General features: G+C 33.7%; 6 protein-coding genes. 3 read left to right on the top strand and 3 right to left on the bottom strand.

Annotation, left to right across the window (positions count from 1 at the left end):
• Window positions 1-17 precede the first annotated feature (17 nt).
• Together BFJ87_RS08865 and BFJ87_RS08870 are read left to right on the top strand one after the other, a co-directional pair.
• On the top strand, window positions 18-3,359 hold the full coding sequence (locus BFJ87_RS08865) for an alpha-amylase family glycosyl hydrolase (RefSeq protein ID WP_077403004.1): 3,342 nt from the start codon (window positions 18-20) through the stop codon (window positions 3,357-3,359).
• On the top strand, window positions 3,359-4,066 hold the full coding sequence (locus BFJ87_RS08870) for a hypothetical protein (protein ID WP_077403007.1): 708 nt from the start codon (window positions 3,359-3,361) through the stop codon (window positions 4,064-4,066). The genes BFJ87_RS08865 and BFJ87_RS08870 overlap by 1 nt, the downstream gene beginning before the upstream one ends.
• A gap of 75 nt (window positions 4,067-4,141) precedes the next feature.
• Here the strand turns inward: BFJ87_RS08870 and BFJ87_RS08875 are convergent, their stop codons facing one another.
• From BFJ87_RS08875 to BFJ87_RS08885, 3 genes are read right to left on the bottom strand one after another with little or no spacing between them, the layout of a single operon-like run.
• Window positions 4,142-6,073, bottom strand: coding sequence for an OmpA family protein (locus tag BFJ87_RS08875; protein ID WP_077403010.1), 1,932 nt, complete (start codon window positions 6,071-6,073; stop codon window positions 4,142-4,144).
• A 1-nt stretch (window position 6,074) separates the two neighbouring features.
• Window positions 6,075-7,028, bottom strand: a complete 954-nt coding sequence (locus BFJ87_RS08880) for a PorP/SprF family type IX secretion system membrane protein (protein ID WP_077403013.1) — start codon at window positions 7,026-7,028, stop codon at window positions 6,075-6,077.
• Between the two features lie 9 nt (window positions 7,029-7,037).
• Window positions 7,038-14,516 carry an Ig-like domain-containing protein gene (locus tag BFJ87_RS08885; RefSeq protein WP_077403016.1) on the bottom strand — a complete coding sequence of 2,493 codons (7,479 nt, stop codon included), beginning with the start codon at window positions 14,514-14,516 and terminating at the stop codon, window positions 7,038-7,040.
• 703 nt (window positions 14,517-15,219) lie between these two features.
• Between BFJ87_RS08885 and BFJ87_RS08890 the strand changes: the two genes are divergently transcribed.
• Entirely contained in the window at window positions 15,220-16,707 is a 1,488-nt protein-coding gene (locus BFJ87_RS08890) for an aminotransferase class V-fold PLP-dependent enzyme (protein WP_077403018.1), read from the top strand.
• Window positions 16,708-16,866: the final 159 nt, after the last annotated feature.

The raw sequence follows: 16,866 nt of genomic DNA on the forward strand, positions 1-16,866 counted from the left end.
TTTTTTAATAACTGACTATGAAAAAAACTGTACTACTACTTTTACTATTTTTAACATCAATTGCTATTGCACAACAGCAAAACGTAACTTACTCAATTTCTCCAGAAGCTTTTGGAGAGAACGAAGAAATTACCATTACCGTATCTAATTTAGATACATCTATTTGGGGTGTTACTGATGTTTACCTTTGGGCTTGGTCCTTAGATGCAGATGGTGAAAATTCTCAAGACTCACCTACAAATGGTAGCTGGACAAACTCTAATGAAGATCAAAAACTTACAGCTAATACAGATGGTACTTATAGCTTTACTTTAACTCCCTCTAGTTTTTTTAATAGAACTAATATAGGGCAAATAGGGTTGCTAATAAAAGCAAAAAACGGAGACGGCGATAAAAAATCACAAGACTATATCTTTAATGTTGGTACGTTCCAATTTAACCTTAACTCACCAACGCAAACAACAACTGTATTAGACTCTGGAGATAATTTAGCAATTACAGCTACTTCTTCAATCAGCGCAACTTTTGTTTTAAAGGCAAATAATGTAGTTGTAAATACCCAAACGGCAATTACAGATTACAGCTATAATTTTAACATAACACAAAACACCAACTTTAGTTTAGAGGTTACAAATGAAGCAGAAACTAAATCTGCATCATTTAATGCCGTAGTTTCTCCAACAGTAGAGGAAGCTCCGGTACCTGCTGGTATGCTAGACGGTATTAATTTAGACCCAGTAGATGCTACAAAAGCAACACTGGTTTTATATGCTCCTTTAAAAGATTTTGTGCACGTTATTGGCGATTTTAATAACTGGCAAATAGACAATAACTATCTAATGAAAAAAGATAGTGCATCAGATAGATTTTGGATAGAGCTAACAGGTCTAACACCGCAAACCAATCATATGTATCAATATTTGGTGAATTTTGAAATTAATGTTGCAGATCCTTATTCTACTTTAGTTTTAGATCCATACTCAGATCAATATATAGATGAGGTTACATATCCTAATTTACCTGCTTACCCAACAAATTTAACTACAGAAGCTGTTACTATTTTACGTACTGGTGATACAGATTATAATTGGCAAACAACAAATTTTGTTGCTCCAGATAAAACAGATTTAGTAATTTATGAGGTATTACTTAGAGATTTTGATGCGCTGCACTCATTTAAAGCACTAGAAAACAGGTTAGACTATATTCAGGAACTTGGTATAAACGCTATAGAACTTATGCCTGTGAGTGAGTTTGATGGGAATGAAAGTTGGGGATACAATCCATCTTTTCATATGGCATTAGATAAATATTATGGCACTAAAGATGCTTTCAAAAGTTTGGTAGACGAATGTCATAGCAGAGGTATAGCTGTAATTTTAGATGTGGTTTATAATCACGCCAGTGGTCAAAACCCATATTTTAGATTATGGAATGATAGCAATGGTGGTTTAGGCGGTAGGGTTACTGCAGATAACCCATTTTTTAATATTGATGCAAAGCATTCTTATAGTGTTTTTAACGATTATAACCATCAATCTGTAGCTACACAAGAGTATGTTAAACGTACTGCTCAATATTGGATAGAGGAATTTAATTTAGATGGTTTTAGATGGGATTTAACCAAAGGCTTTACTCAAAATTGTACCGCAAATGATGATAGCTGTACTAATGCTTACCAACAAGACAGAGTAGATGTTTTAAAACAATATGCAGATGACCAGTGGGCAGTAAATAATGATTTCTATATTATTTTTGAACATTTAGGAGGTATTACAGAAGAAGAGCAATGGGCAGATTATAGAGTTGCAGAGGGTAAAGGAATTTTACTTTGGAATAAACAAACAGAAGCTTACAATGAGGCTTTAATGGGATATAATACAGCTGGTAAATCTAATTTTTCTGGTGTTTCTTACAAGCAAAAAGGATTTAAGCAAGCGTCTGCAATATCTTATATGGAAAGCCATGATGAGGAACGATTGCTTTACAAAAGTTTAAATTTTGGTAATGAAGAAGGCAATTACTCTACTAAAGACCTAAATACATCTTTAGAGCGTTTGCAGACGGCAGGAGCATTCTTCTTTACAGTTCCGGGACCAAAAATGATATGGCAATTTGGAGAACTTGGGTATGATATCTCTATTGATGAAAACGGCCGTGTAGGTAATAAACCAATATTGTGGGAGTATGCAAATGACCCTAATAGAAAAGCAGTTTACAATAGCTGGAGCAAGATTATCAATCTTAAGAAAAATGCAGAAGTATTTACTACTGCTAATTTTACTGTTGATGCTTCTAATGCAAACGGTTTAAAAAAAATACATTTAACGCTAGAGAGTGCTACATCAGACCAAATAAAATACGTAGTTGTTTTAGGAAATTTTGGAATGTCTGCACAGAATATAACTGCAGATTTTCAGGAAACTGGTACGTGGTATAATCTTTTAAGTAAAAACACACCGCTAGAAGTAACAACAACCGCTACAGGCATAAATTTAGAAGCAGGTGAGTTTATAATTTATGCAGATAAACCTTTTGTAGACCCTAATGATTTGGATAGTGATGGTGTTGCAAATGCAGATGACGCCTGCCCAAATACTCCAGTAGGTACTACCGTAGATGTTACTGGATGTAGTTTATTTACATTGGCAGTTACCAACTACCAAATAGAAACAGTTAGTGAAACTTGTAAGGATGCCAACAATGGTAAAATTACGGTTACAACTGCAGAAAGTTTAAATTATACAGCAACAGTATCTGGACCTAATAATTTTTCTGTACAAGAAAACTTTACAACAGAATTAGTTTTAGACAATTTAAATGCTGGTACATATACTGTTTGTTTTACTATAGATGGTGAAACAGATTATGAGCAGTGTTTTACACTTGTTATTACAGAACCTCAAGATTTATCTGTTTCTTCTAAAATAGATACCTCTAATAAAAGTGCAAGTTTAAGTTTAAAAGGAGCTAAGGTTTATTTTGTTACGGTAAATGGTATTACTTATGAGACTACAGAAGACCAAATACTACTTAAATTACAACCCGGTATGAACAGAATTTCTGCAGAAACTGGTATAGATTGCCAAGGAAAATATACAGAAGAAGTTTTTGTGTCTGAGGAGGTTCGGTTTTTTCCTAATCCAGTAGAAACAGAATTAAAAGTATACTGCGCAGGTAAAGATTTAAAAGTTACCTATACTTTGTATGATTTTACAGGTAGACAATTGATTTCTGACACAAAAGAGGTTGATGTTAATAGGGAAATTTCAATTGCTACTTCAGCCTTAAAAAAGGGGAAATATGTGGTAACTGTAAAAGGGAAAACAATAAACAAAACATTTAAAATTATTAAGTAATGTATACAAAGTATTTAAAAATATACGGATTTATAGCTGCAGTAATTTTATCTAGTTGCGGTGGCGGCGGAGATGATAGTCCGTCTGAACCAGAAGTTTTTCCTCCAACAGCTTCTACCTTAAGCTTACCTGCAAATGATGAGGTATGTTTAACTGGCTCATCTATAAATGGTACGCAGGCTACAGTTACATTTACATGGCAAGGAGCAACTAATGTTAACAGTTATAATGTAGTAATTAAAAACTTAAGTACAGAACAAGAAAATACATTTACAACTACATCAGAAACATTAGATGTTACTTTAACCAAAGGAGAACCATATTCATGGTACGTTGTTTCTACATCTAATACCACCACAGAAACGGCAAAAAGTGATGTTTGGAAATTTTATTTGGCAGGAGACGGAATTGTAAATTATGCACCTTTTATGGCAGAAGCGCTATCACCAGAGATAGGAGAAACGGTTTCTGCATCTAATAATAAAGTAACTTTAAGTTGGCGTGGTACAGATGTAGATAATGATATTAAAGACTATGAAGTTTTTGTAGCAACAACATCACCACCGGCTACAAGTATAGGTACAACTACAGATGCTTTTTTAGAGCACACTGTAAGTCCAGGAACAGTTTACTATTGGCAAGTTGTAACAACAGACCAAGAGAATAACAGTTCCAATTCACAAATATTTGAGTTTAAAGTTAATTAAACCAAGTGTGTTAGTAAGTTTTGTTTGGCCAGAAATAGTAGTATTTCTGGCCTTTTTTTATACTTACTTACTTACTTACTTATTTATAATTATAAATTCTGATCTTCTATTAACAGCGTGTTCTTCATTAGAACATTTTACACCGTTTTTACACTTATTAAGCAGTTGAGATTCTCCAAAACCAATACCCGAAATTCTGCTTTGCTCTACACCTTTAGATACAAGATATTTTACAGTAGATTTTGCTCTTCTTTTAGATAGCCACAGGTTGTAGGTATCACTCTCTGTACTATCTGTATGTGAGCCAACTTCTATTACAACCGTAGGATTCTCTAGCATATAGTTTGCAACTTTATCTAAATCTGGATATGATTCTACCCTTAGGTAAGAACTGTTAGTATCAAAATAAATAGATTTTAATTTTAAATAGTTTGTTAAGTCGGAGCCTACCGCTGTTGCTTCTTCAGAATTTTGTAATTCTAAAATAACCTCTTTATTTTTTGTACTATTTTTAGGAGAATATATATACTTTACAGCATCTGTGTAACCATTGCTCTTGGCTATAAAACGGTACTTTTTTTCTGGTAAATTTATTTCTGTTGTAAAAAAACCATTTTCATCACTAATAGTTTCTATTAAATTATTGTTTTCATAATCATAAATAGTAACAGTAGCATTAGCTACAGTTTTTTTAGTTTCTTTATCAATTACTTTACCATTTACATTAGTAGAAATAGACTCTGTTGTAAATCTATATATATCATCACTTCCTTTCCCTTTAGGTCTGTTAGAAGAAAAATAGCCTTCGTTTTTAGATTCGTTTATAATTAAAGAAAAATCGTCTTGTTTACTATTAACACCCTTTCCCATATTACTAACCTCAGCATTTTGTTGTTGTAGGTTGATATAAAAAATATCTAAGCCGCCCAAACCAGGATGTCCGTCTGAAGCAAAATACAAGGTTTCAGATTCAGATATGTAAGGAAACGTTTCTCTACCTTCGGTATTAATTTTAGCTCCTAAATTTTGCGGAATTCCAAAGCTTCCATCACTATTAATAGCTACAACAAAAATATCTGAAGCGCCAAGCGTACCAGGCATATCTGAAGCAAAGTACAATTTATCTTCTGCGTAGTTTAGTGTTGGGTTAGCAACGGAATAGTCATCATTATTAAAAGGCAATTCAGTTACATTTGTCCATTTACCATTTTCTAATGTAGCTTTATAAATTTTTAGTCTGCTTAATCCGTTTTTATCTGGAGAAAATTTACCGTTTTCCGAGTTATTTCTTGTAAAATATACCGTTTTACCATCTTTAGTAAAAGCTGTAGAAGACTCGTGAGTTTTGGTGTTTAACTCTTTTGCAAAGCTACCTAAGTGTATAAAGTCGGTGCTGTCTTTTTTTGCAGAATGTAAATTTAAAAAAGGTCTATTGTTCCACTCGTGTACATTGTTTACCAAAAAACCAGTATCTCTAGCGCTAGAAAAAACTAAGGTATCTTTATAGAAAGATGGCGCAAAGTCTGACTCTACAGAGTTAGATTTTAAGTTGGTTAAGATGTATTTTTGTTTGATGTTTTTTAAGTTTTCTAAATAATTTACTTTTTCTATAAATTTTGACGCTCTTAAGTCTTGCTGCTTAATTTTATTAAACTGAAGCATTATTTTTTCTGCTTCATCATATTTTCCGTTAGACCTTAATGTTTGTGCGTATTTAAACAAATATTCAGAATCAGAATTTTTTAGATCTGGCATTATTAATTTTGAATAGCAATTAGCAGCTTCTTTATAGTTTGCATTTAAGTAATACGCATCACCTAATTTTTTATAAATATCTATAGAGGTTTCACCTTTACTAATTAGTTTATTGTATTCTTTAATGGCTAGGGCATAAGCTCTGGTATTAAAAAGTTTATCTGCCTCTGCTAACTGTTTTGTTTGTGCAATTGCTGTAAACTGAGCTGTTACAAATAAAAAACTACCAATTATAATTTTATGTATTTTCATATTAAAAGAATCTTGGTGTTAGTGCATTTCTAAATTTAGATTTAAAATCGTATCTAAGAAAAACCTCAAAAGAGCCATCGTTAAAAGTAGTGCCACCTAAAGCAGAGGTTTCTTTATCATACGCCAATCCTATCATTAAACGTTGTGTGGCTTGTATGCCAATTAGGGCACTTAAAGCAGCATCCCATCTGTAAGCAACACCCATAGAAAATTTGTCTTTGTATAAAAACGTAGTAGAAACATCTACTTGTAGCGGAGCGCCATAAGTTGTTTTTAATAGGGTAGCGGGTTTCATTTTTAAATCGCTATTTAAATTAAAAACATAACCTGTAATTAAATACCAGTTCACTTGTTCTTCTGCAATGTATGATGTGCTTGTAGAAGACTCATCAAAATGTTTAGTCTCTAAAAAATTAGGAATAGATAAACCCGCATAAAATTTATCTTCGTGGTAATAAATACCAGCGCCAAAATTTGGAGAAAATTGTTTGTCTACACCATTATCTGGTGTGGCAACTGTAGGGTTATTGGCTCTTAATTTATTGTGATTTATATTTAAAAAATGACCACCAGCTTTTAATCCAAATGAAATTTTTCCTTTTTCTGATGCTTTAATGGTATAGGAATATAAGGCATCTATATAGGTATCTTGGTTAGTACCATTACCAATTTCATCATTAATAACAGACAAGCCTAAGCCTGATTTTGCAGAAACTGGAGCGTGAATATTAAATGTTTGTGTAACAGGAGCACCATCTAAACCAACCCATTGTGAACGGTGTAAAGCTGCTATACTTAATGCTCCTCTAGAGCCAGCATAAGCCGGATTAATAGAAATTGTATTGTACATATATTGCGTATACTGCGCATCTTGCTGAGCGTTTACTCCAAGAGCAAATAACAGCAGCCCAATAAGGCTAAATACGTGTTTTTTATGTTTATATATTGATATCATTTTATACAATTAATTAAGGTATAAGTAGCCGTTTTTAGTTTTTGGTTCTCCCTTTTTTACATAGTTAATTATGTAGTAATACACACCAGCTGGTAATGTGCTGCTAGACTTAACAACGGCTCTACCATTAGAAACTCCTGTAAATGCTCTAGATGTATTATCATAAGATTTAGCACTGTAAACTTTTACACCCCATCGGTTAAAAATTTCTACAGTATTATCAGGAAAAGCTTCTATGTTTACTATAACAAACGTGCCGTCTGTAGTACCAGGTGTAATGTTTTCATTCTGTATTTTAATATCACAAGCAACACCTAAAGGAGGTGTACCACCAACCGAGTCACAAGCATCTAAAGGATCTGTATTATCTGTAACTTCTTGTCCATCTAAAATTCCGTCTTTATCTGTATCAGGATCTTCAGGATCTGTGCCAATTGCATTTTCTTCTGCATTAGTTAAGCCGTCAGCATCACAGTCAGACGTACCTAAAGGTGTTCCGTTAAGAGAATCACAGTCATCCAAAGGATTGGTGTTATCTGCAACCTCTTGTCCGTCTGTAACACCATCATCATCTGTATCTGCGTCATTAGGGTCTGTACCAAGTGCAGCTTCATCTTCATTAGTTAACCCATCATTATCAAAATCATCTGTAATAAAAATAATAGCTGTATTTGTATTACCTGCTGCATCAGAAACAGTAATATCTAATGTACTAGGAAAACCTAAACTAGGTAAAGTACCACTAATTGGAGTAGCCGTGTTTGTATCTAAACTAAAGTTACCTGCAGCATCTGTTGTAACTGTATAAGTAACTTCTGGTGTACCGTCAGCATCAACATCAATAGCAATAGTTAAAGTTTCATTTGCACTACCAGTACCAGTAATAATAGGCGTAAGGTTATCTGTAGTTTGGTCATTTGCAATAGGAGCTTCTGTATCTATAACAATTGGATACGTTGATGAAGAAAAACTAATATTGCCAAAAGTATCATTAGCTACCGCAGTAATATTATAGTTTCTATCTGGTAAAACAGTTGCGGTATAGTCTAATATCCAATTTCCTGTAGTGTCCGATGTTGCTGTTCCTATTTGTACAGCATCAATATATATTGTTATAGTCCTGTTAGGTTCAGAAGTTCCAAAAATTAATATGGTATTATCGTTAGTAATTCCGTCGTTAGGAATATTACTATCTATACTGATAGCTGTAATAACTGGCGTTGCAATAGTTGCGGTTTGTACATTGTAAATTTTAGTTGTAGATATACTATTAGTGTTGCCAGCCACGTCTGTAGTTGTTAAGCTTGCATCTATAGTAGTATCTGCATCTAAAGCTAAATTATTTCCAGACACTATTATACTAAACGTTCCGGTATTACTAACAGTACCTGTTGTAGAAACACCGTTTATTAATAATGTAACCGTATCTCCGGTATTAAATTCTCCTGTAGCAGAACCTGTAATTGTTATATTTTGAGAAGCTTCAATAGCATTAATGGTATTATCAGCAGTTACATCATCAATAATTAGTGTTGGTGTAGGAGCTGTAATATCTAAAGCATATATTTTTGTTGCATTAATTGTATTACTATTACCAACACTATCTGTGGTAACCAAGCTAGCGTTTATTGTTACATCTGCATCTGCAAGAAGATCTCCACCACTAACGGTAATGCTAAAAATACCAGAAGCATTAACAGTACCTGTTGTAGAGACACCGTTTATTAATAGTGTAACTGTATCTCCGTTATTAAATTCTCCTGTAGCAGTACCTGTAATAGTTATGTTTGATGTTGATTCTGCCATATTTATAACGTTATCTGCGGTAACATCATCAATAATTAGTGTTGGAGTGGGAGGTGTTGTATCTACATTATAAACCTTGTTGGTTGTTCCTGTGCCTATATTACCAGAAGCATCTGTGTTACTAACACTGCCATTAACAGTTAAGTCCGTATCTAAAATAAGTTCACTACCAGCTATAAGGACACTAAAATTACCTAAAGCATCTAAAGAACTGGTATAAGAAGATCCGTTTACAGTTAAAGTAACAATATCACCTGCTGAAAAATCTCCAGTAACGTTGCCAATTACAGTAATAGTAGTAGAAGCCTCCGTAGTATTAATAGTATTGTCCGCCGTAATATTATTTATGGTAATTACCGGACTAGGTAAATTGGTATCTACATTGTAAAGTTTTGTATTGTTAGCCGTACCTATATTACCAGCTACATCTAATGTATTAATAGAGCCATTAATGGTTGTGTCTGTATCTAAAGCTAAGTCTGAACCTGGTACAGGAATGCTAAAATTACCAGATGCATTTACACCGTTAAAAAATGAGTTTCCGTTAATTAGAACTGTCACAAGGTCTCCAGTATTAAAATCGCCACCAACAGTACCTGTGATTGTTACGGTTGATGCTGCCTCATTGGCATTTACTACATTGTCTGCAGTAACATCATTTATTGTTAGTGTAGGTGTAGGAGCTGTAACGTCTACATTATATGTTTTAGTTGCATTTACGGTATTACCATTTCCAGAGCTATCTGTAGTTGTAATTGATGCATCTATTGTTGTGTCTGTATCTGCAGTAAGATCACTACCGTTAACAGAAATACTAAAATTACCAGCGGCATCTACAGTTCCAGTATTTGTAACACCATTACTAACAAGAGTAACGGTTTCACCTGTGTTAAATTCGCCACTCACAGTACCTGTAATGGTTATGTTTGCTGCTGCTTCTGTGGCATTTATAGTATTATCTGCAGTAACATCATTTATTGTTAGTGTAGGCGTAGGAGCTGTAACATCTACATTATATATTTTAGTAGTATTTATGGTATTTGTATTACCAGAGCTATCTGTAGTTGTAATTGAAGCATTTATAGTTGTATCTGAATCAGCAAGAAGATCTGCACCACTAACGGTAATACTAAAAACACCAGAGGCATCTACGTTTCCTGTGCTAGAAACACCATTTATGATTAGAGTAACCGTATCTCCCACGTTAAATTCTCCTGTAACAGTACCAGTAATAGTTACGGTTGATGCTGCTTCTGTGGCATTTATAATATTATCTGCAGTAACGTCATTTACTGTTAGAGTAGGTGTAGGAGCAGTAACATCTATATTATAAGTTTTAGTTGTATTTATTGTATTTGTATTACCAGAATTGTCTGTTGTTGTAATTGATGCATCTATTGTTGTATCTGCATCATTTGCTAAATTGCTACCACTAACAGGAATACTAAAGTTACCAGATGCATCTACGTTTCCTGTACTAGAAACACCATTGATAAGAAGATTTACACTGTCTCCAGTATTAAATTCTCCTGTAACGGTACCTGTAATAGATATGCTACCAGCAGCCTCTGTTGAGTTTACTGTATTATCTGCGGTAACATCATTAATTGTTAGCGTAGGCGTAGGCGCAGTAATATCTACATTATAAGTTTTAATTGCTGTAGCTGTTCCTATATTACCTACAGTATCTGTTGTACTAACACTACCATTTATAGTTGTATCTGTATCTGCAGCAAGATCACTACCGTTAGCAGAAATACTAAAATTACCAGCGGCATCTGTAGTTCCTGTGCTTGTAACACCATTAATTACCATAGTAACGGTATCACCAGTATTAAAATCACCACCAACAGAACCTGTAATGGTTACGGTTGATGCCGCCTCAGTGGTATTAACTAAATTGTCTGCAGTAACGTCATTTATTGTTAGTGTAGGCGTAGGAGCAGTAACATCTACATTATATGTTTTAGTTGTATTTACTGTGTTTGTGTTTCCAGAATTGTCTGTAGTTGTAATTGATGCATCTATTGTTGTATCTGCATCATCTGCTAAATTGCTGCCACTAACAGGAATACTAAAGTTACCAGATGCATCTACGTTTCCTGTACTAGAAACACCATTTATGATAAGTGTAACCGTATCTCCCACGTTAAATTCTCCTGTAACAGTACCAGTAATAGTTATGGTTGATGTTGATTCTGCTGTGTTTATAATATTATCTGCAGTAACATCATTTACTGTTAGAGTAGGTGTAGGAGCAGTAACATCTACATTATATGTTTTAGTTGTATTTATTGTATTTGTATTACCAGAATTGTCTGTTGTTGTAATTGATGCATCTATTGTTGTATCTGCATCATTTGCTAAATTGCTACCACTAACAGGTATACTAAAGTTACCAGATGCATCTACGTTTCCTGTACTAGAAACACCATTAATAAGAAGAGTTACACTGTCTCCAGTATTAAATTCTCCTGTAACGGTACCTGTAATAGTTATGCTACCAGCAGCCTCTGCTGAGTTTACTGTATTATCTGCGGTAACATCATTAATTGTTAGCATAGGCGTAGGCGCAGTAATATCTACATTATAAGTTTTAATTGCTGTAGCTGTTCCTATATTACCTACAGTATCTGTTGTACTAACACTACCATTTATGGTTGTATCTGTATCTGCAGCAAGATCACTACCGTTAACAGAAATACTAAAATTACCGGAGGCATCTACAGTTCCTGTGCTTGTAAAACCATTAATTACCAGAGTAACGGTATCACCTATATTAAAATCACCACCAACAGAACCTGTAATAGTTATGCTACCGGCAGTCTCTGCCGAGTTTACGGTATTATCTGCAGTAACGTCATTTATTGTTAGTGTAGGTATTGGCAATATAGTATCTATCCTAGCAGAATCGCTTCCATTAGTACTAGTATTTCCTGCAGTGTCAGTAATAGAAGCCGTTACCGTTAATGTGTTGCCTTCTCCCGGACTTGGAAAAGTTGTTGTTACTTCTGTAGCCGTAATATCTGCCGCAGTTAAAGTCTGATTAGTACCGTTTATGGTTAAAATATCCCCAGCAATAGCTTCGGAAGGTAATGTAATGGTAACATCAATATCACCAACCAATTCTGTACTGTTTATAATAGCGTCGTTATTGGCATCTTCAGTAATTACAACTACAGGAGCAGAAGTTGGAGCAGTATTTACAGAAATACTATCAGAACCAGGGTTACTAGTATTACCTACAGGATCTGTAATTGTTGCGGTAACTGTTAAAGAACCATCTTCTGCTGGAGGAGTAAAACTTACAAGTATTTCTCCGTTTGTAATATCGGTTGCAGTTAAAGTTTGGTTGTTACCATTTATGGTTAAAATATCATTTTCGGCAGCATTGGCAGGTAATGTAATAGTAACATCAACATCTCCAACAGATTCGCTTGTATTTAAAAAACCATCATTATTTGTGTCTTCAGTAATAACAACAATTGGAGCATCTGGTGGTGTATCATCAAAAATAATTGTAGCACTACTAGAAGTAAGATTGGCACAAGAAAAGGTTTCATCATTAATAATAACTTGATATAAAAACCCATCATAACTAGCTGTAATCCCTGTTAATGTAAGTGTGTTAGTTTTGCTGCCAGTATAAATATCTACTGTGTTGGCATCATTTATATCTACAAAACCATTACCATCTAAACGGTCTACTTGCCATTGATATGTTAACGCTTGTCCAGTTGCAGTAACCACAAAAGTTTCTGGGTTTGTGCCATTGGTTAAAATATCTTGTGGCTGGTTTGCTGTGTTTGTTATAGTTGGCGCTTGTCCTACTTGCTGAAAATCTAACACTGTATTTCCTGTGCTGCTATCTGCATTGTTAGGTGTGGTATAACCATCTATTACCATACTACTAATAACAGTACCATTTGTTGTAACAACTGTTGGTAAATTACCAAGTATCCCATCGTAATTTTGATCTGTAAATCCTGCTTCTAAAACATCATTACAACCATCGCCATCTGCATCTAGCTCTAAATAATCTGGTGTTCCGTTTGGTGTTGCCTCAGAATCTGCTAAAGTATAATCAACAGTGCCATTATTAACACCACTACTGGTTTGTAAGGCATCAAAAATACCATCTTCACTAACAGCAGTACCTAAAATACCATTGGTATGAGGTTGGTTATGTCCGGCTTCAATAACATCAAAAATACCATCGTTATCAGAATCTAAATCCAATAAATCTGGAACACCGTCGTTATCCGAATCTCTGTCATTACAAGCAAATAGTATAAGTTCTATTTCATCTTCTGTACCAGAAGGAGTTGTTTGTGTTAATTGTAATGTAAAAGTAGATACTCTTTGGTTAATTTGTAATGTTCCAGCAGCAGAACCATTGCTATCTTTTAATGAGCTTTCGGGGTCATAACCATCTGATGGTAATCCAGTACCACCATCTTTTACAGTGGTTGCATCAGAAACAAAGTCGAATGTACCTGCGAGTTCTGACCACGTTAAACCGTTTAATAGGCTTATTTCTGCCGAGGTTTGATTATCACTAATATCATTACCACCAATTCTATCCAGATGAAGCATAGGTTTATCTACAAAAACGGGGTTGTTAGCGGCATCTACAAACTCAACAGTAACTGTTACTCCGCTATCATAAGTAGCAGCAAGAGAAATATCTCCTTGTAAATCCTCACTCCAAAAATCTACACCAGGATTTGTAAAATTACCACTTACAAAATCGGTAGAGTTTGTTGTGGTTATGTTTGCAATAACTCCGTTACCATAATTAAAAGAAGCAGTTTTGCCAGCAATAGTCCAAGCACCAGATTGTACAGGAGTACAACTACCTTCATCGGTATCTAAAATACCATCATTATCATCATCTAAATCGCAACTATTATTTATACCGTCACCATCTGTGTCGTTATCTGTAGGAGTACCAACAATAGCTCCAGAGGTACAAGGGTTTATTACTAGGTTAGAAAAAGCAAATTCTACTTTATCTTGATTTGGAGCGTTATTAAGAGGAAAAAAAGAAAATCGTTGCAACTTTGTTTCTAAACTGAAAGCATTAATCAAGGCATTAAATTGTAAACTACCTCCAGCCTTGTTATCACATTCCTCAACATCAAATAAAGTTATTAAAGTAGGGCTAGTGCTCCCTGAAAAATGCGTGTTCGAATCTTCAAAATTATCATTGGAGCTTAGTTTATTCCATTGGTAACCTCCTGCTAGATCAAAATTACCTTTAGAGTTTGGACCTAATAATCCGGGATTTGTCTCACCAACTTTATCCACGTGTAAAATAGGATTTTGGATATCTACTAAGGCATTTGTTCTGGTATCATAAAACTGAAAAGTGATTAAGCCAGAATCTTCATCACCAGTAATTGCTACTTCTAAAGACGGCGTTCCTGTAATAGTTGGGTCACTAAAAGCATCAGGAGAACAAAGCATAGTATCACCGCCAAGAATATCTACATAACCAGTAACTGTAACTTCTATACGTACTAAACCGTCAGAACTTATAGATGTCCATTTTCCCACACTAGCTTCTGACCATACACCAGAGGTTTGAGCAAAAAATAGTTGACTAAAAAATATAAAAGCTAAAAGAGTAATTAATTTTACACTGTTTATATGAAAGAATTTTGTATTCAATTTTATCATAAAAAGTTTTTTATGAATAATCTAATGGTTGATTTTTTTAAAAAAAGTTATTCAATTTAAAAGCTAATTTATACTGAAAAATACCGAACAGTGTATTAATGTTGTGAATACTAGGCTTTTGTATGCGTAGGCCTAATTGTAATACGTTTAAGGGCTAGAGTTTATGTAGTTTTCTATAAACAATATGAACAGTTGTTTTATTTGTGGTTAACCGCTGATGTTTATTGGGTGTTTAGCCGTTTAGCGTTTTTAATTTTAAATATTTAAGTAATATATGTTTTAACGGTAGTTTTTAAGACCAAATAAAAAATGTTTACAAATTTGAGAGGTATGTTTTCAAAAAAAAGAACAGCTTAAAAAAGCTGCTTACTGCAACTCATTTAATTTTTGGTTTAAAAATTTTAATTAACAATTAATTAAAATTAACATTACAAGAGTAAGGGTTAATTAGTTTTTATACGTCTTAGTAGAAAATAACAAACCTTTAAAAAATATCAATTCTGTACTGCTTATAAAATAGTATCAGTATTACATATACAACATAACCTTTCTTTATACTTTGTTTTTAAGTGTGAAAATTTTTGAATTAGTCAATCAATAAAAAAATGAAAGAATGTTGTTTAAAGGGCTATTTTTAGTGGGTAGCCCTTTTTTAATAAATAAAAAATAAATCGTACTAAATAACGATTAAAAAATAAATGTTGTGAGTGTTAAAGAACAAGTTTTAGTAGATAAAAGTTTAGAAAATTATTTTCAACAGTTTTCTAAAGGAGTAGTAGGTAACAAACATTACTTTAAAACCCTATACGGCCAACAAAAATTAGTATATGCAGATTGGATTGCGAGTGGAAGATTATATGCTCCTATTGAAGAAAAAATGCAATATAATATTGGTCCTATGGTGGCAAATACACATTCTTTCTCTAGCGAAACCGGTAAAGCATCTACCTACGCATATAAATTAGCTCGTAAAATAATTAAAGAACACGTAAACGCAAATGAAGATGATATTTTAGTAACTACTGGCACTGGTATGACTGGTGCAATTGTAAAATTACAACGCATAATTGGTCTGCGTAAAAGCTTTAAACATAAACCTAATAAGCAAGACAGGCCTGTGGTTTTTATAACGCATATGGAGCATCATTCAAACCACGTTTCTTGGATGGAAACCCTAGCAGATGTAGTTATTTTAGACTGTGATGAAAATAAACTTGTAGATGTAAACAGCCTAGAACAAAAATTATTAGAATATGCAGATAGACCTATAAAAATTGGTGCTTTTACAGCTTGTTCTAATGTTACCGGTATTATAACACCTTACCAAGAGTTGGCTAAAATAATGCACAAACATAACGGATATTGTGTGGTAGACTTTGCAGCTTCTGCACCCTATGTAAAAATGGATATGCACCCAGCAGATCCAGAAGCTTATTTAGATGCTATTGCATTTTCTCCGCATAAATTTTTAGGTGGCCCTGGTAGTTGCGGCGTATTGGTTTTTAATAAAAAGTTATATAATGCTAAGTGTCCAGATACTCCAGGAGGAGGAAACGTAAAATGGACAAATCCTTGGGGTAGTTATAGTTATTTTGATGATATTGAGGTTAAAGAAGATGGAGGTACACCTGGTTTTTTACAAACAATAAGGGCTGCTTTAGCAATTAGGCTAAAGGATCAAATGGAAGTAACAAAAATTCATAAAAGAGAAGAAGAATTATTACAATTAAGCTACCAGAAATTAAGTGAAATAAATGGACTAGAAATTTTGGGAAGTACAGATGTACCAAGAATTGGTTGTATTTCTTTTACTATAAAAAATATTCACTACAATCTTATAGTACGCTTATTAAATGATAGATTTGGTATACAAGTTAGAGGAGGTTGGTCATGCGCTAGTACTTATGGTCATTATTTATTTGATATAGATAAAAAAGAATCTAAAAAAATAACACGTAACATTATACAAAAAGACCTCACCAACAAACCTGGTTGGGTACGTTTGTCTTTGCACCCATTAATGACTAATGAAGATATAATTTTTATTAGTGATGCCTTAAAAGAGATACAAAAGAAAATTGCACTGTGGAAATGTGATTATCAATACAATTCTAATACCAATGAGTGGGATTGTCTACAAAGAGGAGATCAAGAAATTAAACAAGAAGTTTGCAAATGGTTTAGTTTGTAGCTACTTAACAAGAACTTAATTTAGTTTTTATTTCTAGAAAACGCTGGTAACTTTAATTGTTACTGGCGTTTTCGCTTTTATCTTTTTTACTTTACATCTAATTAGTAATCTATAAACATTGTTTTGGGTCGTCGTATACTAATATTAAATAAAGGTTTT

It is taken from the genome of Cellulophaga omnivescoria (genome assembly GCF_001999725.1).
Lineage (GTDB): Bacteria > Bacteroidota > Bacteroidia > Flavobacteriales > Flavobacteriaceae > Cellulophaga > Cellulophaga omnivescoria.